Here is a 23,550-nt window from a genome sequence, read left to right as displayed (position 1 = left end):
CGAGCCTGCTCGCGATAGCGGTTTATCATTCAACACGGCTATCGACTGACCCACCGTCATCGCGAGCAGGCTCGCTCCCACAGGGGGGCGGGCGGTGACTCAGTTTTTCAGCGTGAACACCAACGCCTTCAACCCGCACTCGACATCGGCATCGGGAAACTCTGGCGGATTTTCCAGCCGCTGCTCAAACCGCAAGCTCGGCGCTTCGCGGGTGACGCCATCGATGAGAAAGTCCGCACCGAACGCCGGATCGTTCATACAAGCCAGCACCGTGCCCTGAGGGCTGAGCAATTCCGGCAGACGGCGCAGCACGCGCTGGTAATCCTTGGTCAGCAGAAAACTGCCTTTCTGAAAGGACGGCGGGTCGATGATCACCAGGTCGTATGGGCCCTTGCCGATCACCTTGCCCCAGGACTTGAACAGGTCATGGCCGAGAAAACTCACCTTGCTCAAGTCATGCCCATTGAGCCGGTGATTGTCGCGACCACGGCTCAGGGCCGGGCTGGACATGTCTAGATTGACCACATGCAACGCGCCCCCCTCGATGGCGGCTACCGAGAAGCCGCAGGTGTAGGCGAACAGATTCAACACACGCTTGCCCTGAGCATTGGCCCGCACCCAATCGCGACCGTAGCGCATGTCGAGGAACAGGCCAGTGTTCTGTTTGCGGCCCAGGTCCACGCGATAATGCAGGCCGCCCTCGGTGATCGTCATCTCGTCGATCGGCTCCCCGAGCAGCCATTCGGTGGTGCTTTGCAGCAAATAGCGATGTTGCAGCAGCAAGGTGTGCGCGCCGGATTGTTTCCACTCCGGCACCTGAGTGATCTCCATCAGCAAGCGCTTCAGCTCCTCCAGTTGCGCAGGGTCTGGTTCCTTGAACAGCGAGACCAGCACCACGCCCTGCAGCCAGTCGACAGTCAACTGCTCCAGCCCCGGCCAGCAGCGGCCACGGCCGTGGAATAGCCGACGGGTTTCTGCCGGTGCAGCCGCAAGCGCTGTCAGCAAATGGTCGTGGAGGACGGAGAGGGCATCTGGGTTCATCGGGCAAAGTCGGCCATGCATGGGGGGGCGGCATTTTAACCACAATTATGCGCTGACAAACGGTCGTATTTGTCAGCCTGGACGGAGAATGTCCAAGTCAGGTGTATCAAAAATGAATTTCCACGAAGTCCGCTGCTCATACCTGTAGGTGGCGGATTTGAGCCCGCGCAAATTATTTACGTAATCAGGGAGTGACACAGTCATGGGTCCAGTATCGACGGCGGGCGCGCACTTGTCTGACGGGTTGATTCTTGTGGTGGAGGACGATCCGTTGATCCTGGAGTTTCTGTGCGAAATTCTTCAGGAGGAAGGCTTTGCGGTTGAACCAAAGGTCAGCGCAGACGCCGCGTCGCAGTTTCTGGAGCAGCACGCGCCGGAGGTAGGACTGTTGCTGACGGACATCACCATGCCGGGCAAACTCAATGGCGCGGACCTGGCCAATCAGTTCGGTGACCGTTGGCCGGACAAACCGATCATGATCATGTCCGGCTTCGAAACCCCGAAAAGCTCCGGGGTCAAGCATCGGGTGGCGTTCATCAAGAAACCTTGGGCGGTGGGGCAGTTGCTCGATTGTGTGCAGAACGCCTTGCATTCGAACCGGACCGTGTAGGAGCTGCCGCAGGCTGCGATCTTTTGATTTTGCTTTTAAAACGAAGATCAAAAGATCGCAGCCTGCGGCAGTTCCTGCGTGGGTGATGTACATTGCTTGAAAATACTCGCCTGGTCCTGGAAATCGCCCTTTGTCCGTTCAAGCATCCGTGTTCAACATCTCGTACCGCGCCTTTCTGTTCGATATGGACGGAACTGTCCTCAATTCCATCGCTGCCGCCGAGCGGATCTGGACCACTTGGGCCCTGCGCCACGGGGTCGATGTCGATACCTTCCTGCCGACCATCCACGGCGTACGCGCCATCGACACTATCACTCGTCTGGCCTTGCCCGGGGTGGATGCTGAAGCTGAAGCCGCGTGGATCACCGAGGCGGAAATCGAGGATGTGGAAGGGATTGTCGAGGTGGCTGGCGCAGCGAGTTTCCTCAAGTCGCTGCCCGCCAATCAATGGGCCATCGTCACCTCCGCACCACGGGCGCTGGCCTTGCGCCGAATGGCGGCGGCAGGCATTCCCGAACCTTTGGTGATGGTCACTGCCGAAGATGTCAGCGCCGGCAAACCCGACCCTGCGGGCTATCGATTGGCCGCTCGTCGGCTAGGGGTCGAGCCCACCGATTGCCTGATCTTTGAAGATGCCGCCGTGGGGATTCGTGCGGGCGAAGCGGCGGGTGCCCACGTCATGGTCATCACCGCGACACACGTTCATCCGCTCCAGACCCCGCATGCCACTTTGGCCAGTTATGACTCGGTCGAGGCGCGAGTGGATCTCCACAGCCAGATCAGCCTGTACACACTCTGATGTGGGATGGCTTTCAGTCACATCAATGCTGAATGTGCCGCTGCCTTCGCGGGCAAGCCTCGCTCCTACAGGAATCACCGCTACCCCTGTAGGAGCGAGGCTTGCCCGCGAAGGCGGCGGTGGGATTGGCGTTGTGTGTTAGTAGATTCCCGGAATCAATCGCCAGCTACGGGCACAGTAAGCCTCATATTCACTGCCGAATTGCGTGCGTAACAGCGCTTCTTCGGAGCGAATGCGGGCGATCAGCGGGATCAACATCAGCGCCACCAGCAGCAACCCGACCCCGGAACGAAAGGCCAGCGCCCAGCCCACGCCATTGATCAACAGCCCCAAATAGCTGGGGTTGCGCAAGGTCCGATAAATCCCGTCGGTGACCAGTCGGTGCCCCGGCTGAATCGCCACCAGGCCGCTGAAGCGTTTGCCCAGCACAAACACCGGCCACATCCGCAGCGCGCCGCCGCCGATGAACAGCAGCGCACCCAGCCAACGTACGCCCTCGCCACCGAAGGTCCAGAAGTCGATCCGGTCGGTATAGGCTGGCAGATACCCACTCAACAACCCAAGCACCCCGAAAACCGGCAGCACCCAGCGATTGGCGCGGTCTTCGCGCTCGCCGGAGCTCAGGTTGCCCTCGCTGAACCAAGACACGATCGCCATCACCAGGGTTGCAAGCGCAATGACCACCAACGGCGGCTGCGAGAAAAAAGCTGTCAACCCGCCCAGCCCGAACACCGCGAGAGCGAGGTAGGCAAGGGTGCTGACGAGGGTGAAAAACGCGAGTTTGGCCGAGATTTTCATGACTGACTTCGCAAAGGACATGTAGGAGCTGCCGCAGGCTGCGATCTTTTCACTTTGACCCTATCAATATCGCTCAAAAATCAAAAGATCGCAGCCTGCGGCAGCTCCTACGCGGGGCAGTGCGTTATCGCCAGGACGACAGCCGTGGGGCAGGGTGAACTAAGCTTGGATAAGGATGATTCTATCTATTCAGTCCCGGCTCGTTGAACATCTCGACGAGCCGGGAGCGTCACAAGGAGCACACGATGCTTCACATCAGAACGCCCCTGATTCTGCACCCGGGCCTGTCGACTCCGGCCCGGCGGATCTGGCTAAAGCTGGAAAACCTGCAACCCAGCGGCTCGTTCAAACTGCGCGGCATGGGCCTGCTGTGCAGTCAGGCGGCGGAGCAGGGCAAGCGCAAAGTGGTCTGTCCTTCCGGGGGTAACGCCGGGTTGGCCACCGCTGTGGCCGCCGGCAGCCTTGGGCTGAAGGCCTGCATCGTGGTGCCGAACACCACCCCGGAAACCACCCGCGCCAGGATCAGGAAAACCGGTGCCGAGGTGATCGTCCACGGCAAGGTCTGGGACGAAGCCAATCAACGAGCGAAAGAGCTCGCAAAGGGCGCGGACACCGAATACGTGCCAGCCTTCGATCATCCGGTGTTGTGGGAAGGGCACAGCACGATGGTGGATGAAATCCTCGAGGACTGTCCTCAGGTCGATGTGTTGGTGACGTCGGTGGGCGGCGGAGGTTTGCTGGCGGGCCTGCTCACTGGACTGATTCGTCATCAGCGCATGGATTGTCGAATCGTTGCGTGCGAAACCCAGGGCGCAGCGTCGTTCGCGGCCGCTGTGAGTGCCGGCCACCCGGTCAGATTGGCGCGCATCGATACCGTCGCCACGTCACTTGGCGCGGCGCAGGTGGCGGCCTGGCCGGTGCAGCACATCCTTGATTTTGCGCACGAATGCGTAGTGCTCAGTGATGATGAGGCGATCATGGGCGTGGTTCGTTACGCCAACGACCTGCGTCAGTTGGTCGAGCCGGCGTGCGGCGTTTCATTGGCAGTGGCGTACCTGGACCATCCGGCGATTGCCGAGGCCCATGACGTGGTGATTGTGGTGTGCGGCGGCGTCAGCATCAGCGCGCAATTGGTCGCCGGCTGGGCACGCCTGTCCGCTGGGGCGCAAGCAACCTAGGGCCCGAACACTATCCAGTGTTGCGAGCCCCACGGCTGATTTTTGCAGGTTTCAGCGACCGGGCCTTATTGAGCGAGGATCGCTTTGGCCAAGTCTTCATCGCTGGCCTGGAGGTCGGGGTGATCTTGTCGAATTTGCTTCAACACCGACTCCAGATAAGCGCCGCGAATCGTACCGCCACTTGCCACGAAGCTAGAGGCGTCATCCCGGGCGGGAATCACGATTTTGTCATCTTTGAATGTCGAGTACAGCGATGCGGAGATACCGGCCGAGGTGGCGACATCTTTTGCCTCTACATCGGCCATGGCCGAACCAACGGGCAAACAAAGCACTAGTGAAGATATGAGCAATAGACGGCGCATGACGGCGTCCTCCGAAAGCGTAAAGGAAGTAACACATAGTTTAGGATGCCTGTCGATGCTCAGGAGTTCCCTGCCGATTCGATATAGGCACAGGCGAGCGCTCAGAACCGTACGGTAGCCCCAGTGGTCAGCCACTGATCACGCTCGCCCGTCAGGTCGCGGCCGACCAGCAGATCGACATCGACCCGCTCGCCAATGTGCAAACGCGGCCCGGCCTGCCAGGCCTGTTCGCCCCCTTGCTGGCCATAGCGTTCGGCGGCCAGGGTCAAGGACCTGGCGAGGTCATACTCGACGCCGGTGCCCCAGGTCCAGCGATGGTTTTGCTCGCCGTCGTCATAGGCGTGGGCCCAACCGGCGTTGACGTTCAGGCGTAATGCTTCAATCGGTTGGTAGGTGAATGGCAGGTTCAGGTCGGCGCCATCGAAGGTGTGGTCACGATTGAAGGCAAAATGCGCTGACCCTGCCAGTGCCAATTGAATGCCGAGGTCTTCGCGGGAGAACAGTAGGGTTTTGAATTGCGGGCTCAGTTGAGTTTCCGAATCCCGGTCATCGCGGCTGTGCTGTATGGCCGCGCCAAGTTGCAGGTTGGGCAGCCCCTTGAGCGTGCAGTCCTGGGACAGCACTGCGTTGCTGGATGAGTGATTATGCCGACCGCTCTGGTACCAGGCGTCGATGTTGCATTCGCCCGGCGCATTGATCGCAGCGTCGTCCACCACGTATGCACCGCCGGCCGCGTGGGCCTTGGAGATCACGCTCAGGAGGGCAATCAGGCTCAGGGTGATACTGATGAACAACAGATTGCGCCGCAGCCTACGGCTTTGCGATGGCGGCAAACTGCGCACAAGGGACATGAAGTGACGTGTTGGTTTTTGCATGAGGTTTACCTTGAAGTCTTCGATGGCAGGCAGCGGATCAGCTCCGATCTCCTACCGATAAAGTTTGCAAACCGGCCGCCCGGGCTTGGGCGAGCAGTTCTTCGGTGTCTTCGCCGCCGGGCAGGGCGATCACTACGTCCGGTCGGCTGTCGAGCAACATGAAGTGGTTGCGCAGGCGTTCGGCTGACTTGCCATGTCGCTGCCAATTGGGCGGGTAGCGCACGATGTCGGCGCCTTGTTCCCGGGCCCACTCTTCAATTTCGCCACCCAGAAAGCGGTTGCCGCCATGAATCAGCACATGCACCGGGTGCATGCGCTGGAAGGCGTCGAGTACCCGGCGGCACAGACGGCTGTCGGCGTAATGACGCCCGGCACAGATCAGCAGGCGCATGACGGGTTTTCCTTTGCCTGATCGATGCTCTCGATCGAGCGCTCACCGGCGCGTTCGAGCAGCGGATACGCCAGCGCGGCGATGTGGTGATGCACACGCCGGTAATCACGCAGCACCCGCTGGAAAATATCGCCGGATTCCGCCCAGGTACTTTTGTCTTCCTGCAACTGGCGAAAGTGCTCGCGGCTGGCTCCTGCTTCGAGCCTTCTGACGATCTCCTTGCGATGGATCAGTTGGTGCGCGGTGGCGATGTCTTCGCGCAGGAACACGGTGATCGCAAGGCTCAAACTCTCCAGCACGGCATCATGCAGCGGGGCGATGTTGCCCAGTTCGAAGGCCGAGAACTGTTCACCCCGGCGCAAGCGGCGCATGGCCAGCTGTGCGAGGCTGCTGGAAAGAATGTCCGCGGCATGTTCGAGGTTGATCACGAACGTGAGGATTTCCTGGGAGCGATCGGCATCGCTGTCACTGATGCCCTCCTTGCCGATGTCGGCCAGATAAGCCCGAATCGCCGCGCTGAGCAGGTCCAGGGATTGATCGATGCGCCGCACTTCATCGGCGCAGGCCGGTAGCGATGTGTGGAGCAGATGGAGCATCCGGCCGAGCATGGCCGAGAGCATGTCGGCCATGCGCAACGCTTCGCGGGCGGCATTCGACAAACCGATGTTGGCCACTTCCAGACCGGCCTCATCCAGGTAGTGCGGCATGCCAGGGTCGACATCCCGCTCAGGCGCCGGCAACAGTCGGGTGAGGGCATTGGCGAGCACGTCGGTCAGGCCGATGAACACCAACCCCAGCAGCAGATTGAAACCGGTGTGCAGGCACACCACCAGTGTCGAGGGCGCGAGCGGCGCCTGAGCGAGCAAGCCGGCAAACGGCAAGACCGCCAGGGCACCGACCACCCGCACCAGCAGATTGCCCAGCGGCAGGCGTCGGCCAACGCTCGAACCGGCATTGATGACCGAGGGCAGCGCACCGCCGATGTTCACCCCCAGTACCAGGGCGACAATCGTGCTGGCCGAGAGCATGCCGGTAGCGGCCAACGAGACGATCAGCAGCACCACGGCCACGCTGGAGTGGCAGAGCCAGGTGAGGATCAGCGCCACCAGCAGGGCAATCAGCAGGTCGCCATCAAGGCTTTGCATGATGAGCTGGAAGATCGGCGTGCCCTCCACTTCGGCGAGTGTCGAGCCGAGCATGTGCAGGGCCAGCAGCATCAGCCCCAGGCCGATCAACGCGCAACCGACGCTTTCGTAGCGCGAGTCATCACGCAGCCGAAAGACGATCAGCCCCGCCAGCAAAACAATGGGGGTGAGCATCGACACATCGGCGCTGAGCAGTTGCACCACCAGGGTCGAACCGATGTTGGCGCCGAGCATCACTGCCAGTGCCGGCGCCAGTCCCAGTGTCCCGGCAGCAGTGAATGAAGTCGCCATCAGGCTGACGGCGGTGCTGCTTTGCAGGACGCCGGTGATGCCGATGCCGGACAGCAAAGCCATCCAGCGGTTGTTCAGGTTGTGGCCCAGCCACTGACGCAATGGCGTGCCGAAGCCGCGCAACAGCGCCGAAGAAATCATATGGGTGCCCCACAACAACAGGGCGATGGAGCCTGCGAGGTTGATCAGTAGAGTAGTTCCCGACATGAGGACTCTCCCTTTTTGCGTGTTGCATTATTGAAGGCCACAAGCACAAAAACTGTGGCGAGGGGGCTTGCCCCCGTTCCGCTGCGAAGCAGTCGTAAATCCAGGCGACTCGGTGTGCCTGAAAAATGCAGGGGGCCGCTTCGCGACCCAACGGGGGCAAGCCCCCTCGCCACAGGGTTACCCTTCACTCAAGGTGTTCAGGTCATCAGAACCATTGCTTGAAGCGACGGATGTAGAGGGTTTTCATGACCTGCGCGAACACGCAGTAGCTGAGCAAGGTGCCCACCAGCCATGGGAAGTACGCCCACGGCAGCGGTTGCAGACCGACCAGCGTGCCCAGTGGCGAGAACGGAATGTAGATGCCCAACACCATCACCAGCCCGGTCATCAGGATCACCGGCAAGGCGGCGGTGCTCTGGAAGAATGGGATTTTCTGGGTGCGCAGCATGTGCACCACCAGGGTCTGGGACAGCAGCCCTTCAATGAACCAGCCGGACTGGAACAGGCCCTGCATTTCCACGCTGTTGGCGGCGAACACGTACCACATCACCGCGAAGGTGGTGATGTCGAAGACCGATGAGGTCGGCCCGATCCACAGCATGAAACGGCCGATATTCTTCGCATCCCACTTGCGTGGCTTGCGCAGGAATTCCTTGTCCATCTTGTCCCACGGCAGCGCCAGCTGAGAGATGTCGTACATGAGGTTTTGCAGCAGCAAGTGGATCGACAGCATCGGCAGGAACGGAATGAACGCACTGGCCACCAGTACCGAGAACACGTTGCCGAAGTTGGAGCTGGCGGTCATGTTCAGGTACTTCATGATATTGCCGAAGGTTTCGCGGCCCTTGAGCACGCCTTCTTCGAGCACCATCAGGCTCTTTTCCAGGAGGATGATGTCAGCCGATTCCTTGGCGATGTCGGTGCCGCTGTCCACCGAGATGCCGACGTCGGCATCGCGCAGGGCAGGGGCGTCGTTGATGCCGTCACCGAGGAAACCCACGGTGTGACCGTTGGCCTGCAACGCCTTGAGCACCCGGGATTTCTGCAGCGGGGTGAGCTTGGCGAACACCGTGCGTTCCTCGACCCGCGCCTGGAGGGTGGCGTCGTCCATCTTCTCGATGTCTTGGCCGAGCAGCGGTGTGCCGGGTTCCAGGCCGACTTCGCGGCAGATCTTGCAGGTCACCACGGCGTTGTCGCCGGTCAGCACTTTGACAGTCACGCCCATATCACGCAGCGCGGCGATTGCCGGGCCGGCGGTTTCCTTCGGTGGATCGAGGAAGGTCAGGAAGCCGCGAATCACCAGCTCGCGTTCGTCAGTGGTGGCGTACTGGTTTTTCGTCTGTGCCTTCGGGATCTCACGGGTAGCGACCAACAGCACCCGGAAGCCGTCCTGGTTGTACTCGTTGGCCAGGGCCAGCAGCGCCTGGCGACGTTGATCATCCAACGCCACGACCGTGCCGTTTTCATTGACGTGGCTGGCGATGGTCAGCATTTCCTCGACCGCCCCTTTGCACACCATCAGGTGATCGTCGCGGGTGTCCTTGACGATGATCGACAGGCGCCGACGCACGAAGTCGAACGGCAATTCATCGACCTTGCTGTAGGCGAACGGCACGCGAAACTTTGGGTTGTTGTTGGCGAACTGCACCACCGCCTGATCCATCAGGTTTTTCAGTCCGCTCTGGTGATGGCTGTTGAGCCAGGCCAGCTCCAGCAGCGAATCGTCACGCTGGCCATTGATGTCGACATGGTGCTCAAGAATGATCTTGTCCTGGGTCAGGGTGCCGGTCTTGTCGGTGCACAGCACGTCCATCGAACCGAAGTTCTGGATCGCATTAAGGCGCTTGACCACCACTTTGCGCTTGGCCATGGCCATGGCGCCTTTGGCCAGGTTGGCGCTGACAATCATCGGCAGCATTTCCGGGGTCAGGCCGACCGCCACTGCCAGTGCAAACAGGAACGCATCGCTCCAGTCACCTTTGGAGAAGCCGTTGAGCAGGAACACGATCGGCACCATGACCAGCATGAAACGAATCAACAACCAGCTGACGCTGTTCACCCCACGGTCGAACGCGGTTTGCACCCGTGAGCCGACAATGGCTTTGGCCAGCGAGCCGAAGTAGGTGCGCGAACCGGTAGCGACCACCACCGCTTTGGCGGTGCCGCTGACCACGTTGGTGCCCATGAAGCAGATGTTCGACAGGTCGAGCAGGTTGGACTGATCGGTCGCGCTGCCGGTCGCTGACTTCTGCGCCACGTCCCCCAGCGTGTCGTACTTCTCGACCGGCAAGGCTTCGCCAGTCAGCACGGCCTGGCTGATGAACAGGTCGCGGGATTCGATCAGGCGGATGTCCGCCGGGATCATGTCGCCAGCGCTGAGTTGCACGATGTCGCCGGCCACCAGTTCGCGCATCGGCACTTCGCGCAGCACTGGCGGGCGGTCCTTTTGTGGGCGACGCAGGACGGTGGCAGTGGTGCGCACCATGGCCTTGAGGGTTTCGGCGGACTTGGCCGAGCGGTATTCCTGCCAGAACCGCAGCAGGCTGCTCAGGCTGACCATGGTCATGATGATAATGACCTTGGTCAGGTCGGCGTCGTCGCCTTGACCCTGGCTGATGGGCAGCCAGTAGTCGGTGAAGAAGCTGATGCCGGCCAAGGTCAACAGCACGTAGATGAAGGGATTGTTCAGGGCTTTGAGCAGTTGGACGATGGCGTGAGGCGGCTTGTCGTGGGCGACTTCGTTGTGGCCTCCACGCGTCAGACGGCCTTCGGCTTCGAGTTCGGTCAAACCGTCAGTGGTGGCGTTGAGGTTGGTGAGGGTGACGGCCAGGCCGTTTTGCGCTTCCCGGGCGGCGCGCATCGACAGCTTGGCGTTGTCGCTGGAGGCGCCGCGGGTGGTTTTCTTTGCGGTGTTTACTAGGGTCATTGCTGTGCTCCTGCCGCAGTCTTGCGGCACGACACACAGGTACTCAGCTAATCAAAGACGAGCGCACGTATGTCGAGCCGCAAATATGCGATCGAGTCGGATGATTGTGTTTTGATGTTTTAACGTTCGCTGTCCATCAACTAACACGTGACAGGCAGCGAACCGACTACTGGCTTCGTCCATAACTAATTCCAATAAATGTTGTTTTTAACAGGCAATAAGAAGTTGTCGGATTTCGTTTTAAGAAAACCGTTCAGGAAGGACTTTGGAAACTCCTTAAAATCAAAAGCTCCTTAAAATAAAAAGTGCCTTCAAATCAATTGAAAGTGCGTGCCCCACCGGACAGGCCGAGCATCAGGCTCGCCTGCTGGAAAAGGCGCGCGATGCGCCGATTCGGTGGGTCCTGGCTTTCGTCGAAGCTCCAGCGTTGCTGAAGCCGGCCCGTTGTCGGGCAGACGCGCCAGTTGGCACGAGGTTGTGCCTTGGTGTGGGCAGGAGGGGTGGAAAACGGGGCACTGGGCCGAGTCGTCAACAGACGCTCACGGCAAAGCTTGACCCGCATGGTCGATGCAAAGGCGCGTACGCCTGGCATTACAGTGGTTTTGAAGTTCATAACATGCCTCTGGGCCGGACTGATTCCGGTGAGGCAAGTTACGGTGGAGCCTCAGGCTCTAGCGCAGCTCACCCGACCGAAAAGTCGAGTCCCGTCATTGTCTGGGTTATGTGCCAGATCCTGCCTGTTGGCAGTCATCCGACAGCGACTAGATACTGTGTCCATTGGATTCTTTTGTGAGTTGATAAAAGGCCGTTGTTACCGGCCCGGGCAATTTACTGAGCGAGGCTTGTGAAGTCAATCGTAAAAGTGCGCTTAATGGCCGGTTAAAAGGGATTTGGTTATTGAAGTGTGTAGTGGTTCAGCTAATTGACAGTTAGTTGTCGTTTTGATGACCGTTGGATGGAACGGACCGTATGTAACCCGTGATGGGATCTTCGTGGTCATGCTGGCGATAATCTCCAGCCTGGTCGATCATCGGGAGCCAGGGATGGCTTGAATGGGTGGAGGGCAGGTGAGCGTCGATATCGAATGCGTGGTGGTCGGGGCCGGTGTGGTCGGGCTGGCGGTGGCCAGGGCCCTGGCGCGGATCGGGCGAGAAGTGATTCTGGTCGAGGCAGGCGAGGGGATTGGCGTGGGCATCAGTTCGCGCAATTCGGAAGTGATCCACGCTGGCATCTATTACCCGAGCGGCAGTCTCAAGGCGCAATTGTGCGTGGAGGGCAGGCAACGGCTGTACGCCTTCTGCGCTGAGCGCGGCGTCGATTACCAGCGTCTCGGCAAGCTGATCGTGGCCACCGATGACCGTCAGCGCCTTGCCTTGCAGGCGTTGCTGGAGCAGGGCCAGCGCAACGGTGTCGATGACCTGCAATGGCTGGATGCCGGGCAGGCGCGGGCGCTTGAACCGGCGTTGTCCTGCGTTGCCGCGCTCTGGTCGCCGTCCACCGGCATCGTCGATTCCCATGCCCTGATGCTGGCGCTTCAGGCAGATGCTGAAGCGTGCGGTACTTCGATAGCCTTTCACACGCCATTGGAATCGGCCCGTTGCACCGGGCACGGTTTTGAACTGCACATGGGTGGCGCTCAGCCGATGACGTTGAGCTGTCGCCAGTTGATCAACTGCGCGGGATTGTCCGCGCCTGAAGTGGCGAGCCGGATCGAAGGCTTGCCCGCGCAGCACGTTCCCAAGGCCTGGCTGTGCAAGGGCAGTTACTTCAGTTTCAGTGGCAGGGCGCCGTTCCGGCATCTGGTTTACCCGGCACCGGAAAGCGCCGGGCTGGGCGTGCACATGACCCTGGACCTGGGCGGTCAGGCGCGTTTCGGGCCGGATGTTGAATGGGTCGAGCACGTCGATTACCGCGTCGATTCCCGCCGTAGCGAAGATTTCTATCAGGCGATCCGGCGCTATTGGCCGGCGTTGCCCGATAACAGCCTGCAACCAGCCTACAGCGGGATTCGCCCGAAAATCAGCGGGCCGAACGGGCCGGCCGCCGACTTCGTCATCAGCGGCCCGGATGTGCATGGCGTGCCGGGGCTGGTCAACCTGTTCGGCATCGAATCGCCGGGGCTGACCAGTTGCCTGGCGCTGGCTGACCGGGTGGTAAAAATACTGGCCGCTCCACATTCCTCGTAGCAGCTGGCGCAGCCTGCGTTCGGCTGCGCAGCAGTCGTGAATTCAGGCGCTGCGGTCTATCAGGTAAACCGCATGGGCAGGTTTTACGACTGCTGCGCAGCCGAACGCAGGCTGCGCCAGCTGCTACAACGGTCGTCGTGAAGGTGCCGGTTATCAGTGTCTGCGATGCCATTCACCGCGAGGGCTATTCTTGGCAATGCGCCCATCGTCATGGGAGACCTCTGATGATCAACGTACGCACTGCCCGCATGCTCGCCGATTACAGGCGCTGGGCCGATCAGCGACTCTTCGACAGCCTCATGGCGCTGCCACCGGAAGAGCTCAACCGCAAACGGATGTCGGTGTTCAACAACATCATCGGCACCTTGAACCATATCTACGTGGTCGACTGTATCTGGCAGGCGCATCTGGAAGGGCGCGGCCACGGCTTCAAAACCTCCCATGGGCTGCTCCATCCCGAACTCACCGAGCTGCGACTGGTGCAACAGGAGATTGATCAATGGTTCTGTGGATGGAGCTCGGCCCAGACCGACGATTCGCTGGATAAACCCATCGAATTCACCTCCGTCTCGGGCGAAAACGGGGTCATGAGCGCCGGCGCGATGCTTTTGCATGTGGTCAACCACGCCAGTTATCACCGAGGCTGGGTGGTCCAGATGTACTGCGAGATTCCGGCCCTGCCGCCGATCACCGACCTGCCGGTGTTTCTGCGCGAGGTTCCGGGGTATTGAATCGAGTTCCCCTGCCCAGGCAAATCCCCTGTGGGAGCGACCTGTGGCGAGGGGGCTTGCCCCCGTTGGGCTGCGAAGCAGCCCCAAAATCTCTGATGTACCAAAGATCTTGTGAGTGCTGCGCACTCAAACGGGGGCAAGCCCCCTCGCCACAAGCCCGTTCCCACAGGTTATGTGTCATTTCAGGAGATTTGGGTCAGGCCTGAGGAATCAAACTCTGTCGGCAATCAAGCACCAACAGCGCTCCACCCAGTTCGCTGCTGCCGACTTCCAGCGTAAAACCGTGCAGGCTGACAATCGCCGCGACGATCGACAGGCCCAGCCCGAATCCGCTTTGTGGGTTACCGCCCTCGGCGCGATAGAAGCGCTGAAACACCGCCTCACGTTCGGCCAGCGCAATGCCGGGGCCGGAGTCGAGTACTTCGATTCGCGTATGCCCGGCGTCATTCACCCCACGCAAAATCACCTTGCCACCCGGCGGCGTGAACTTGATCGAGTTGCTCAGCAAATTCGCCACGGCTTCGAACAGCAGCGCCCGGTCGCCATTGAGTCGGGGCAGGGATTCGGGCAGTTGCAGTTCAAAGGTCAGTTCGCCTTCTTCGGCCAGCGGCAGATAAAAGTCATGCAACTCTTGCAGCAACGGCACCGGGTCCAGTTGCACGAAACCCGAACGGCGCTGGCGATCCTCCAGCTCGGAAATCCGCAACAGCCCACGAAAACGCGCCATCAAGGTATCGGCCTCGCCGAGCACCGAATCCAGTTGCACGGCCAGCGTCGAACCGTCATCGGCCTGTTGCTGAATCCGGTACAGCTGCGCCCGCAGGCGCGTCAGTGGTGTGCGCAGGTCATGGGCGATGTTGTCGCACACGCCCTTGACCTCGTTCATCAAGCGCTCGATGCGTTCAAGCATGGCGTTGACGATGGCGGCGAGCATGTCCAGCTCATCACGGCGGCTGGACAGCGGCAGGCGTCGGGTCAAGTCGCCGGCGACGATGGCTTCGGCGCTGGCCTGGATCGCCCGGATCCGCCGCAGCGGGCGCCGTCGCAATAAGTGCCAGCCGGCGATGCCGGGCAGAATGGTCAGCGACACGCCCCACAGCAGCGCGTGCAGGATGATCCGGGTCACAGCAAACAACGAACCGTTGTCCCGCACCAATACCAGCCAGCGCCCGTCCAGGGTCCGGGTCGCCGCGGCATCGCAACTGTCGGCGGGCAGGGTCGGGTCGTCGGCATCGACGCAGTCGCTGAGGATGTGAATCTTGCCGTCCAGCGGCAGGCCTTGGGGGATCTGGCGCAAGGGCCCGCTGAGGTGACGCCGCTGGTCATCGAACAAGCCATAGGCATCGATGCCGCGAATGTCGAAGGTCACGCTGGCGGCGAGGGCGTCCTCCAGTTGCGCGCCCTGGAAGCGAGAAAACAGATGCTGACGTTGCATCAACGAATGCTTGGCCAGGGTGTCCAGGTAGCTGGACACCTCGTAGTACATGACCCCCATGAGAATCCCGCTCCAGGCCACGAACAGCGAACTGTAGAGTGCCAGCAAGCGGCTGCTGGAGGAGCGCCAGCCTTTAGAGGGGTTCAGCAATGACATAACCCGAGCCTCGCACCGTCCGAATCAGTGGGACTTTGCCTGGCGGGTCGATCTTTTTGCGCAGACGGCCGATGTGCACGTCGATCAGGTTGGTGCCGGGGTCGAAGTGATAACCCCAGACTTCTTCGAAAATCATCATCCGCGACAGAATCTGCCCGGTGTTGCGCATCAGAAATTCGAGCAATTTGTATTCGGTGGGCAACAGCGTCAGCAACTGGCTGTCGCGGCTGGCCTCGTGGCTGATCAGGTTCAGCTCCAGATCGGCCACGCGCAATGTGGTGGCCTGGGCGGTCACGGTGTTCTGCCGGCGCAGCAAGACTTCGACCCGGGCGGCCATTTCATCGGTGGCGAACGGTTTGGTCAGGTAATCGTCGCCCCCGGCGCGCAAGCCGCGAACCCGTTCATCGACATCGGAGAGGGCGCTGATCATCAGGATCGGCGTGGCCACGCCCAGGGTGCGCAGGGTGGTGACAATCGCCAGGCCATCGAGCTCCGGCAGCATGCGGTCGAGGGTGATCAGGTCGTAGTCGCCGCTGACCGCGCGCGCAAGACCCTCGCGGCCATTGTCGACCCAATCCACGTCGAGGCCGTGGCTACTCAGTTCGGCGACGATTTCCCGGGCGGTCACAGCGTCGTCTTCGATGGTCAAGATGCGGGTCATAGGGCTTGCCTGATAATCGGTTCAATACGAAGTGGGGCTCATTTTGCCAAGAATTACGCGCGGCTTTTTAAATTAACTTTCATGTTGCCTCGTGAGCCTGGCTGGAACGTTGATATCATCCGGCCATAACTCTAAAGGGAAGCTGCACTGTGCGCACTTTAATGGTTCGTGGCTGGATGCCGATGTTTTTGCTGTTGTTGTGCATGTTCGGCTCATCTGCCTGGGCTGCCAACACGCCATGTTCGGGGAAGAAGGGCGGAATCGATCGTTGCGACGGCGATCTGTTCCTGTGCAATGACGGTTCCATCAGTGGTTCGAAGAAAAGCTGCTTGGCGATGTTTGGTAGTGAAAGCCAGGCACGTCCGCAGACGCTGCTGCAGGATTCCGATGGCTGCGCCTGCGGCACCGGTACCTTCTGCACCGGGCCAAGAGGTGGGGTGTATTGCCTGACGCCCAGCGGCAACAAGAGCTACAAGCGCAAGTAATTCATTTAGCGCAATGCATAAAACCCGCCGATATGGTCGGCTCCTTGCAAACTGCATGACCCTGAGAAGTTCATTGTTTTCAACTATTTGAAATAGAAAGATTTATTTAAATAGTGCGACTGGCACGTTGACTGCAATTGCTCGTTTGACGAGTTGTAATACCTGCCTGGAGCACTACAACAATGAACAGATCCTCTGATGGTTTTTATCCTGTCGCAGATGAGTTCAGCACGCTCTCGGGCGTGTCCTGGGCCGCTATTTTCGCCGGGGCCGCGGCGGCTGCGGCATTGTCGCTGATCCTCGTGCTGCTTGGTTTTGGCCTGGGTTTTTCGGCGGTTTCGCCGTGGGCCCATGAAGGCGTCAGCGCCAAAAGCCTGGGTATCTCGACGATTGTCTGGCTGGCCTTTACCCAGATCGTGGCGTCCGGGCTCGGCGGCTACATCGCCGGTCGCCTGCGGGTGAGGTGGGCCTACCTGCACGGCGATGAGGTCTACTTCCGTGACACCGCCCATGGCTTCCTGGCCTGGTGTATCGCGACGCTGGTGACCGCGACCCTGGTGGTCGGCTCGGTCAGCAACATCGTCAGCGGCGGCGTGCAGGCCGGGGCAACGGTCGCCGGCGGTGCCGCCAGCGCCATGACCCAGGCTGCCGGTAGCGCGGTCGGTAATACCGACGGTGACCCTTACGGTTACTTCGTCGACAGCCTGTTTCGCGATGATAGGCCCGTCGCCGTCAGCGAGGACGCCGTCAATGGCACCGTCACCCGGATCTTCGCGCGCAGCCTGCGTAATGACGGTCAATTGGCGCCCGAGGATCGGGTCTACCTGGCACAACTGGTCGCCCAGCGGACCAACCTCACTCAAGCGGACGCCGAACGTCGTGTCGATGAAGTCTATGCCCGCACCCAAAAAGCCGTCGCCGACGCCAAACTGGCCGCGCAACAAGCGGCCGACACCGCGGCCAAAGCCGCAGCGTTGACGGCGTTGTGGATGTTCGTCGCGCTACTGGCCGGTGCATTTTTTGCCAGCCTCGGCGCGATCTTCGGCGGTCGTCGTCGGGATGCCGTGGAGTACCTGGAAACCGATGCCTACGTGACCACCACCACAACCACGACGCTGCCACCTGTTCGCTAACCCAGGAGAACCCTCATGCGCTCTATATTGCTGTTCTTTCTCGGCGTACCGATCCCGATCATCATTCTGATTGCCTTGCTCACGTGACCCCTTTGAGGCACTTGCCAGCGCCGCTTCTACTTCAGGTAGAAGCGGCGTTTTGCTTTTCGGATGCCCAAGCAGCGAGAATCGACCCAGCGGGAGCACATCCGCTCCTACTTGCCTCACAGGAGAAATACCTTGGACAAAAAGGAAAGCAAACGGCAACTGGTGGCGATGCTCGAAAGCGGGCGTTCGAAGACTGAAATTTACAAGATGCTGTCCGGCGGGGAGGTCAAGGATCGGGTGCTGGCGTACTGGATCGGTGCCTATGCGGACCCTGCGCTGTGTCAGCGACATTCCGGCAAGATCAAGACCTTACTTTTTCTGACCATTGTCCAAGCGTTGCTCGGTGCTGTCTTCGGGTTCTTCCTCGGCTCGATGATCGGGCCAGGTGCCGCCGTGTTTTTCACCCTGTTTGCCGCAGGGGTTCCGCTGCTGTTCGCTTGGGGCTTTTACAAGAACGTTGCCCAGGCCTACACCATCTACGTGATCTTGTCCCTGAGCCAGTTTCCACGCATGTTCCAGGGGTTTGAGGAAGATCCGCTACTGACGCTCGTCGGTGCCGGGATCACGCTGGGCATGGTGTTTTTCGTCGCTTACCTCAAGACGCTGTTGTTCCCGGATCTGGGCTTCCTGGGCTCGAAGAAGGTCAAAGGGCATTACGTGTTTTCCAGCTGAAGATCGGTGAAGAGTGCGGCAGCTTTTACTGGCCTGGATCAATGTTTCGTTCGGGGGCATGCCTTACCGTGAACAATCCAGGCCCTTGTTGCGGCATCGACTAGTACTCGAGCAGGCCCCTCGTTTTTGTATCTCGGGCCACCGCAAGTGTAAGTGCAGCATGGAGCTGGCAACCCTTACCTGAACTTCTCAAGGATGAACGCCACAATGCAACGCCAAGACAGAACCTTCGATATCCAGCCGCTGGTGCAGGCGGACATGACTGTGCGCATCAATGGCCAAACCGTTAACGCCGCCATTGGTGAAACCGTCCTGACGGTCATTCAATCACTGGGCATACGCCAAGTGGCCCGCAACGATCACGATCAAGTCAGCGGTGCCTATTGCGGCATGGGCGTGTGCCAATGCTGCATGGTGAGAATCAATGGCCGACACAAACGTCGCGCTTGCCAGACGATCGTGCGGGAGGGCATGGACGTCGAAACCCGAATCAACCGTATCACCGGGCAGGAGGTGTCATGAGCCTGCGCCCGGTGATCGTCGGCGGTGGGCCGGCGGGTATGGCCGCGGCCATTGAATTGGCTCGGCACGGTGTGCGTTGCATCTTGCTTGAAGAGGCCTCTCGGCTCGGCGGCGTGGTCTATCGCGGACCGTTGCGTGATGGCGTCCAGCTGGATTATCTGGGGCCGCGTTATTCGGAGGCACTGGCCAAGCTGCATGGAGAGTTCCGGGAGCAGTCGGCCCTGATCGACGTGCGCCTGAACCATCGCGTGGTGGGTGCTGAAGGCACTCGCGCACTGGTGCTGCTGGACGCTGACGAGCGCTTGCAGGAGATCGAGTATTCGCAGTTGCTGTTGGCTGCCGGTTGCCATGAGCGCAGCGTGCCATTTCCCGGCTGGACCTTGCCCGGCGTGATTCTATTGGGTGGTCTGCAACTGCAAATCAAGAGCGGCGTGGTTAAACCGCAGGGGCCAGTGGTGATTGCGGGCACCGGTCCGTTGTTGCCGCTGGTGGCCTGCCAACTGCACACCTCTGGGGTGAGCGTTGCCGGGGTTTACGAGGCGTGTGCGTTCGGCAAAATCGCTCGGGAAAGCCTCGCGCTGTTGAACAAGCCACAGCTGTTTCTCGATGGTTTGAGCATGCTCGCGTACCTGAAACTGCACGGCATTCCCATGCACTATGGCTGGGGCGTGGTCGAGGCACAGGGCGAGGATGACTTGAGTTCGGTGACCGTCGCGCCGTACTCCAGCACTTGGGAGCCGGACCTGAGTCGCGCCGAGCAGGTTGTCGCGCAGACCCTGGCGGTCGGTTACGGCTTCATTCCACGCACCCAACTCAGCCAGCAAATGGGCCTGGATCACGGTTTCAGCGACGACGGCTATCTGCGGGCCAGCGCCAATGTCTGGCAGCAAAGCAGCGAGCCCCACGTGCACCTGGCCGGTGACATGGGCGGGATTCGCGGTGGCGAGGCGGCCATGCTCGCAGGACGGATCGCGGCGGTGTCGATTCTGCTGCAACGCAATGTGCTGGACCTGGAACTCGCGCTTGTCCGGCGCGACCGTTACCTGTCGAAACTCAAGTCCATCGTGCGCTTTCGCGCCGCCGTCGACCGCTACACCGAACGCGGCGCCGGGCAGACCGCACTGCCGGCCGCCGACACGGTGATCTGCCGCTGTGAACACGCGACCCGCGCCGATATCGATCGGGCGTTGGAGCAGGGCGTGCAAGACCTGGCCAGCCTGAAAATGCGCACCCGTGTGAGCATGGGCGATTGTCAGGGGCGCATGTGTGTGGGGTATTGCACCGACCGGTTGCGCGAAGCCACCGGCCGGCAAGACGTGGGCTGGTTGCGACCGCGTTTCCCCGTCGACCCGATTCCTTTTTCCGCGTTCCAGTCTGTCGGCACGGAGGCCGCAAGCCATGAGTAAGTTCTACGACGTGGTCATCGCCGGCGGCGGAGTAATCGGGGCGTCCTGCGCCTATCAATTGTCCAAGCGCAAACACCTGAAAGTCGCGCTGATCGACGCCAAGCGTCCGGGCAACGCGACCCGCGCTTCGGCCGGTGGCCTGTGGGCGATCGGCGAGTCGGTGGGGCTGGGGTGCGGGGTGATTTTCTTCCGCATGATGTCGGCCAATCGCAAGCGCGAAGCCCAGGGTGCGGCCGTAGCGGTGGATTCCAGCACACCGCACATCCTGCCGCAGTCGTTCTTCGATTTCGCCTTGCAGTCCAACGCGATGTACCCGGACCTGCATCGGGAGTTGCAGGAGAATCACGGAATGGATTTCAAGTTCGAGAAGACCGGCTTGAAATTCGTGATCTATGACGATGAAGACCGGCTCTATGCGGAACACATCGTCGCTTGTATTCCACACCTGGCGGACCAGGTGCGCTGGCTCGATCAAGCAGCATTGCGCAAAGCCGAGCCGAGTGTCAGCCATGAGGCGAGGGGGGCGCTGGAGTTTCTCTGCGACCATCAGGTCAGCCCATTCCGCCTGGCCGATGCCTACACCGAAGGCGCACGGCAGAACGGAGTGGATCTGTATTTCAACACCAACGTCACTGGCGTGTTGCACCACGGCTCGCGGGTCAGCGGCGTGCAAACCGCCGAGGCTGGAGTGTTCCATTGCGACACGCTGATCAACGCCGCCGGTGCCTGGGCCGCCGATCTCAGCGAGCAGGCCACCGGCATTCGCATTCCGGTGAACCCGGTGAAGGGCCAGATCCTGCTGACCGAGCGCATGCCGAAGATCCTGCACGGTTGCCTGACCACCAGCGACTGTTACGTGGCGCAGAAAGACAACGGCGAAATCCTGATCGGCAGTACCACCGAAGACAAGGGTTTCGACGTGACCACCACCTACCCGGAAATCAGCGGCCTGGTGCAAGGGGCGCTGCGTTGTATTCCGGCACTGGCCGACATCAGCCTGAAACGCTGCTGGGCCGGGTTGCGTCCAGGCTCGCCGGACGAACTGCCGATTCTCGGGCCGATGAAAGGGGTGGAGGGTTACCTGAATGCCTGCGGACATTTCCGCACCGGCATCCTGACGTCGGCGATCACCGGCGTGTTGCTGGACAAACTGGTGAACAACGAGCCGTTGCCGCTGGACATCACACCGTTTCTGGCGGATCGGTTTGAAGGGGCAGCGCAGGTTGAATCGAAGGAAGTTGAAATGGCCTGAGGACGCTTTCGCGGGCAAGCCTCGCTCCTACAGATCATGCGCCGTTTATGTGGGCGCTGATGATCGTTCCCACGCTCCGCGTGGGAATGCCGCCCCGGACGCTCCGCGTCCGATATGACGCAGAGCGTCATTGGATGCATTCCCACGCAGAGCATGGGAACGATCGTTGTGGCTCAGTTAATCGGCGTACCGACAAACACCTCAAGCCCCTCGGCATACTCCGTGAACGCGCTGATCCGCGCAAACCGCGCGGCTTCCACCTGATCCGGCACCATCAGGTTGGTAAAACTCCAGGCCACCGCCAGGGTAATTCCGTCCTGCGCAATCGAACCGTCGGTCTTCAGTGGCTGTTTTTCCAGCTCCCGCTCCAGCGCCGAATATGCCGCGGCCAATTGCCCTTCGACCCGTTCCACCCAAGGCGCGTACTGAATTTCCGCTGGCCGCAGGTTACGTTCGTAATAAAGCTGCACCGACTTCTCACATGCCGCCAACGCCAGGCCGATCAGTCGTAGCGAGCGCAAGCGTTGCTCCAGATCGTTGGGTATCAGGCTTTTACCCGGCGCGGCCAGAGCCTCCAGGTAGTCGATGATCAGCGTCGAATCCATCAACACCTCGCCGTCATCCAGCACCAGGGTCGGCGCCTTCACCACCGGGTTGATCTGCTGGAACTGCTCGAAGTTTCTGAACACCGAAACCGACTCGTGCTCCAGCGATATGCCCAGGCATTTGGCGGAAATGGCGACGCGCCGCACGTAGGGCGAATCCAGCATGCCGATCAGTTTCATTGAGCCTCTCCTCGACGGTCCTTGGGGGATGGACAACCTTAGCTGAGGTTCAGCAACTCGCAAACAGCCTCGCGTTAATCCTCAAAGGCTAATCCTCAAACCCCACCTGCTCATGAATCTCATCGACCTTCAATTCCAGTCGATAGGCCACGGCGATAAACAGCGCCTGGCACAGGCACAAGGTCGCGCTCAACGAACGGAAGGCAAACGAGCTGCCTTCGTTGACCAGCAGCACCGTGTTGGCGCGCTTGGCCAAAGGTGAAAGGTTGCTGTCGGTGATGATCAGGGTTTTCGCCTGATGGTGCTGGGCAATACGCAGGCAGTGCTGGGTTTCCTTGCCATAGGGCGTAAAGCTGATGGCGATCACCAGGTCATTGGCGCGCACGCTGCGCATCTGCTCGCGGTAACTGCCACCGAGGCCCGACACCAAGTGGATGCGCTTGTTGGTGTGTTGCAGGTTGTAGACCAGATAGTCGGCCACCGCGAACGAGCGGCGCACCCCGACCACGTAGATGTTGTCGGCATTCACCACCAGGTCCACGGCCTTGTCGAAGGCCTGGTCATCGAGCTCCAGCCCCAGCCGTTCAATGCCCGACAGGGTGGCGTTGATGCATTCGCGCGCCAGGTCGCCGCCGCTGGCCTTCTGCGACTTGTTGGCGATCATGCTGCGGATGCGTTGCTGGTAGTTCTGCACCGGCGTGGTCTTGTGGGTGTAGGCCTCGCGAAACAGCGCCTGCATTTCGCTGAAACCGCTGAACCCGAATCGCTGGGAAAACCGCACGATGGCCGACGGGTGCACTTCGCATTCACGGGCGATGTCACTGATGCGGTCGACCATGATCCGGTCGCTCTGCTGGCTCATGTAACTGGCGATGCGTTTGAGCTGGCGCGGCAGGCTTTCGTATTCATCGGTGATCAGCTGCAACAAACGCTCGGCATTGATCGGAGGGCTGGCGAGATCGCTGTCGGGCGTGCTCTCGGTCGTAGCCGGCTGATCGGTGCGGGACATAAGGAATCCTTCTGGCTTGTGCTTATAGAGATGACAGGTTGCGTCATCCCCTGACAATAGGTTGGCTGTGCGCAGTCTACAGGGTAGGCCGGAATAAAATCTTGAGCTTGCGCCCGCCTTGGGGTCTGCTGAAACGATGCACTGTGTCTGGAACGCTTGTGTAAAAGTTTATTGGAAAAAATATTCCACGTAAAAAATATTTAGAATAATTATTGATTGTTCGGTCCCGGTCGTTTTAGTCTGCATCCACCAAGAGTGTTCGGCGCCTTCATCGCCCCGAACGCAGGCTGATAAAAATAACAGGAGCCAGCATGGGCCAGACTCGTTTTGCCAGTGGGCGTCAATTGGATCTGATTTGCCTGGGGCGCCTAGGCGTCGACCTCTATGCGCAGCAAGTCGGGGCGCGG

23 protein-coding genes are annotated in these 23,550 nt (G+C 60.4%); 11 read left to right on the top strand and 12 right to left on the bottom strand.

Annotated features, from left to right (window positions below; translation table 11 throughout):
- Nucleotides 1-99 precede the first annotated feature (99 nt).
- Nucleotides 100-1,041 carry a class I SAM-dependent methyltransferase gene (locus PMI18_RS00160; protein ID WP_007907930.1) on the bottom strand — a complete coding sequence of 314 codons (942 nt, stop codon included), beginning with the start codon at nucleotides 1,039-1,041 and terminating at the stop codon, nucleotides 100-102.
- Between the two features lie 202 nt (nucleotides 1,042-1,243).
- On the opposite strand from PMI18_RS00160, the gene PMI18_RS00165 reads away from it, so the two are divergent.
- A complete protein-coding gene (locus PMI18_RS00165) occupies nucleotides 1,244-1,651 on the top strand; it encodes a response regulator (RefSeq protein WP_007907929.1) in 408 nt (135 codons plus the stop codon).
- A 130-nt stretch (nucleotides 1,652-1,781) separates the two neighbouring features.
- Nucleotides 1,782-2,450, top strand: coding sequence for an HAD-IA family hydrolase (locus PMI18_RS00170; RefSeq protein WP_007907928.1), 669 nt, complete (start codon nucleotides 1,782-1,784; stop codon nucleotides 2,448-2,450).
- A gap of 138 nt (nucleotides 2,451-2,588) precedes the next feature.
- On the opposite strand, the gene PMI18_RS00175 is transcribed toward PMI18_RS00170, so the two are convergent.
- On the bottom strand, nucleotides 2,589-3,248 hold the full coding sequence (locus tag PMI18_RS00175) for a methyltransferase family protein (RefSeq protein WP_007907927.1): 660 nt from the start codon (nucleotides 3,246-3,248) through the stop codon (nucleotides 2,589-2,591).
- A gap of 245 nt (nucleotides 3,249-3,493) precedes the next feature.
- Between PMI18_RS00175 and PMI18_RS00180 the strand changes: the two genes are divergently transcribed.
- A complete protein-coding gene (locus PMI18_RS00180; protein ID WP_007907926.1) occupies nucleotides 3,494-4,426 on the top strand; it encodes a pyridoxal-phosphate dependent enzyme in 933 nt (310 codons plus the stop codon).
- 65 nt (nucleotides 4,427-4,491) lie between these two features.
- Here the strand turns inward: PMI18_RS00180 and PMI18_RS00185 are convergent, their stop codons facing one another.
- From PMI18_RS00185 to PMI18_RS00210, 6 genes are all read right to left on the bottom strand, one after another.
- Complete coding sequence (locus tag PMI18_RS00185; RefSeq protein ID WP_007907925.1) at nucleotides 4,492-4,788, bottom strand: DUF2388 domain-containing protein; 297 nt, start codon at nucleotides 4,786-4,788, stop codon at nucleotides 4,492-4,494.
- Between the two features lie 101 nt (nucleotides 4,789-4,889).
- The gene (locus PMI18_RS00190) at nucleotides 4,890-5,663 is read right to left on the bottom strand and encodes a hypothetical protein (RefSeq protein ID WP_007907924.1); all 774 of its coding nucleotides are present in this window, start codon (nucleotides 5,661-5,663) and stop codon (nucleotides 4,890-4,892) included.
- 37 nt (nucleotides 5,664-5,700) lie between these two features.
- Nucleotides 5,701-6,054: a DUF2493 domain-containing protein gene (locus PMI18_RS00195; RefSeq protein ID WP_007907922.1), complete on the bottom strand. Its 354-nt coding sequence runs from the start codon at nucleotides 6,052-6,054 to the stop codon at nucleotides 5,701-5,703.
- Nucleotides 6,042-7,697 carry a Na/Pi cotransporter family protein gene (locus tag PMI18_RS00200; protein WP_007907921.1) on the bottom strand — a complete coding sequence of 552 codons (1,656 nt, stop codon included), beginning with the start codon at nucleotides 7,695-7,697 and terminating at the stop codon, nucleotides 6,042-6,044. The genes PMI18_RS00195 and PMI18_RS00200 overlap by 13 nt, the downstream gene beginning before the upstream one ends.
- 205 nt (nucleotides 7,698-7,902) lie before the next feature.
- Nucleotides 7,903-10,623 (bottom strand): magnesium-translocating P-type ATPase, encoded by a 2,721-nt coding sequence (gene mgtA / locus PMI18_RS00205; RefSeq protein WP_007907920.1) that lies wholly within the window; start codon nucleotides 10,621-10,623, stop codon nucleotides 7,903-7,905.
- Nucleotides 10,624-10,939: 316 nt separating this feature from the next.
- The gene (locus tag PMI18_RS00210; protein ID WP_007907919.1) at nucleotides 10,940-11,236 is read right to left on the bottom strand and encodes a hypothetical protein; all 297 of its coding nucleotides are present in this window, start codon (nucleotides 11,234-11,236) and stop codon (nucleotides 10,940-10,942) included.
- 454 nt (nucleotides 11,237-11,690) lie between these two features.
- On the opposite strand from PMI18_RS00210, the gene PMI18_RS00215 reads away from it, so the two are divergent.
- Both PMI18_RS00215 and PMI18_RS00220 read left to right on the top strand, forming a co-directional pair.
- Nucleotides 11,691-12,809 (top strand): NAD(P)/FAD-dependent oxidoreductase, encoded by a 1,119-nt coding sequence (locus PMI18_RS00215; protein WP_033036927.1) that lies wholly within the window; start codon nucleotides 11,691-11,693, stop codon nucleotides 12,807-12,809.
- A 224-nt stretch (nucleotides 12,810-13,033) separates the two neighbouring features.
- Nucleotides 13,034-13,540: a DinB family protein gene (locus tag PMI18_RS00220; RefSeq protein WP_007907915.1), complete on the top strand. Its 507-nt coding sequence runs from the start codon at nucleotides 13,034-13,036 to the stop codon at nucleotides 13,538-13,540.
- A gap of 196 nt (nucleotides 13,541-13,736) precedes the next feature.
- Here the strand turns inward: PMI18_RS00220 and PMI18_RS00225 are convergent, their stop codons facing one another.
- Complete coding sequence (locus tag PMI18_RS00225; RefSeq protein WP_007907913.1) at nucleotides 13,737-15,131, bottom strand: sensor histidine kinase; 1,395 nt, start codon at nucleotides 15,129-15,131, stop codon at nucleotides 13,737-13,739.
- A complete protein-coding gene (locus PMI18_RS00230) occupies nucleotides 15,109-15,792 on the bottom strand; it encodes a response regulator transcription factor (protein WP_007907911.1) in 684 nt (227 codons plus the stop codon). Before PMI18_RS00230 ends, PMI18_RS00225 begins: the two co-directional genes overlap by 23 nt.
- A gap of 161 nt (nucleotides 15,793-15,953) precedes the next feature.
- Between PMI18_RS00230 and PMI18_RS00235 the strand changes: the two genes are divergently transcribed.
- The 6 genes from PMI18_RS00235 (at nucleotide 15,954) to hcnC (ending at nucleotide 21,349) form a co-directional block, all read left to right on the top strand.
- Entirely contained in the window at nucleotides 15,954-16,277 is a 324-nt protein-coding gene (locus PMI18_RS00235; protein WP_033036926.1) for a hypothetical protein, read from the top strand.
- A gap of 182 nt (nucleotides 16,278-16,459) precedes the next feature.
- Entirely contained in the window at nucleotides 16,460-17,410 is a 951-nt protein-coding gene (locus PMI18_RS00240) for a hypothetical protein (RefSeq protein ID WP_007907907.1), read from the top strand.
- 219 nt (nucleotides 17,411-17,629) lie between these two features.
- Complete coding sequence (locus PMI18_RS00245; protein WP_007907905.1) at nucleotides 17,630-18,169, top strand: hypothetical protein; 540 nt, start codon at nucleotides 17,630-17,632, stop codon at nucleotides 18,167-18,169.
- 207 nt (nucleotides 18,170-18,376) lie between these two features.
- On the top strand, nucleotides 18,377-18,691 hold the full coding sequence (locus tag PMI18_RS00250; RefSeq protein ID WP_007907902.1) for a (2Fe-2S)-binding protein: 315 nt from the start codon (nucleotides 18,377-18,379) through the stop codon (nucleotides 18,689-18,691).
- A complete protein-coding gene (gene hcnB, locus PMI18_RS00255) occupies nucleotides 18,688-20,097 on the top strand; it encodes a cyanide-forming glycine dehydrogenase subunit HcnB (RefSeq protein WP_007907901.1) in 1,410 nt (469 codons plus the stop codon). The genes PMI18_RS00250 and hcnB overlap by 4 nt, the downstream gene beginning before the upstream one ends.
- Nucleotides 20,090-21,349, top strand: a complete 1,260-nt coding sequence (gene hcnC, locus PMI18_RS00260) for a cyanide-forming glycine dehydrogenase subunit HcnC (RefSeq protein WP_007907900.1) — start codon at nucleotides 20,090-20,092, stop codon at nucleotides 21,347-21,349. Before hcnB ends, hcnC begins: the two co-directional genes overlap by 8 nt.
- 173 nt (nucleotides 21,350-21,522) lie before the next feature.
- Here hcnC and PMI18_RS00265 read toward each other — a convergent pair whose 3' ends face one another.
- Nucleotides 21,523-22,134, bottom strand: coding sequence for a glutathione S-transferase (locus PMI18_RS00265; protein WP_007907899.1), 612 nt, complete (start codon nucleotides 22,132-22,134; stop codon nucleotides 21,523-21,525).
- 88 nt (nucleotides 22,135-22,222) lie between these two features.
- Complete coding sequence (locus tag PMI18_RS00270; protein WP_007907898.1) at nucleotides 22,223-23,143, bottom strand: MurR/RpiR family transcriptional regulator; 921 nt, start codon at nucleotides 23,141-23,143, stop codon at nucleotides 22,223-22,225.
- Between the last annotated feature and the right edge of the window lie 407 nt (nucleotides 23,144-23,550).

It is taken from the genome of Pseudomonas sp. GM102 (assembly GCF_000282555.1).
Lineage (GTDB): Bacteria > Pseudomonadota > Gammaproteobacteria > Pseudomonadales > Pseudomonadaceae > Aquipseudomonas.
The sequence above is the reverse complement of the archived record's forward strand: the minus strand, read 5'-3'. Positions and strand labels throughout refer to the sequence as shown.

Coding starts and splice junctions, on each gene's coding strand:
- PMI18_RS00210 (WP_007907919.1), bottom strand. CDS start 11,236: ATGAACTTCAAAACCACTGTAATGCCAGGCGTACGCGCCTTTGCATCG.
- PMI18_RS00230 (WP_007907911.1), bottom strand. CDS start 15,792: ATGACCCGCATCTTGACCATCGAAGACGACGCTGTGACCGCCCGGGAA.
- PMI18_RS00220 (WP_007907915.1), top strand. CDS start 13,034: ATGATCAACGTACGCACTGCCCGCATGCTCGCCGATTACAGGCGCTGG.
- PMI18_RS00195 (WP_007907922.1), bottom strand. CDS start 6,054: ATGCGCCTGCTGATCTGTGCCGGGCGTCATTACGCCGACAGCCGTCTG.
- PMI18_RS00270 (WP_007907898.1), bottom strand. CDS start 23,143: ATGTCCCGCACCGATCAGCCGGCTACGACCGAGAGCACGCCCGACAGC.
- mgtA (WP_007907920.1), bottom strand. CDS start 10,623: ATGACCCTAGTAAACACCGCAAAGAAAACCACCCGCGGCGCCTCCAGC.
- PMI18_RS00180 (WP_007907926.1), top strand. CDS start 3,494: ATGCTTCACATCAGAACGCCCCTGATTCTGCACCCGGGCCTGTCGACT.
- PMI18_RS00235 (WP_033036926.1), top strand. CDS start 15,954: ATGGTTCGTGGCTGGATGCCGATGTTTTTGCTGTTGTTGTGCATGTTC.
- PMI18_RS00265 (WP_007907899.1), bottom strand. CDS start 22,134: ATGAAACTGATCGGCATGCTGGATTCGCCCTACGTGCGGCGCGTCGCC.
- PMI18_RS00165 (WP_007907929.1), top strand. CDS start 1,244: ATGGGTCCAGTATCGACGGCGGGCGCGCACTTGTCTGACGGGTTGATT.
- hcnB (WP_007907901.1), top strand. CDS start 18,688: ATGAGCCTGCGCCCGGTGATCGTCGGCGGTGGGCCGGCGGGTATGGCC.
- PMI18_RS00200 (WP_007907921.1), bottom strand. CDS start 7,697: ATGTCGGGAACTACTCTACTGATCAACCTCGCAGGCTCCATCGCCCTG.
- PMI18_RS00240 (WP_007907907.1), top strand. CDS start 16,460: ATGAACAGATCCTCTGATGGTTTTTATCCTGTCGCAGATGAGTTCAGC.
- PMI18_RS00250 (WP_007907902.1), top strand. CDS start 18,377: ATGCAACGCCAAGACAGAACCTTCGATATCCAGCCGCTGGTGCAGGCG.
- PMI18_RS00190 (WP_007907924.1), bottom strand. CDS start 5,663: ATGCAAAAACCAACACGTCACTTCATGTCCCTTGTGCGCAGTTTGCCG.
- PMI18_RS00225 (WP_007907913.1), bottom strand. CDS start 15,131: ATGTCATTGCTGAACCCCTCTAAAGGCTGGCGCTCCTCCAGCAGCCGC.
- PMI18_RS00160 (WP_007907930.1), bottom strand. CDS start 1,041: ATGAACCCAGATGCCCTCTCCGTCCTCCACGACCATTTGCTGACAGCG.
- PMI18_RS00175 (WP_007907927.1), bottom strand. CDS start 3,248: ATGAAAATCTCGGCCAAACTCGCGTTTTTCACCCTCGTCAGCACCCTT.
- hcnC (WP_007907900.1), top strand. CDS start 20,090: ATGAGTAAGTTCTACGACGTGGTCATCGCCGGCGGCGGAGTAATCGGG.
- PMI18_RS00185 (WP_007907925.1), bottom strand. CDS start 4,788: ATGCGCCGTCTATTGCTCATATCTTCACTAGTGCTTTGTTTGCCCGTT.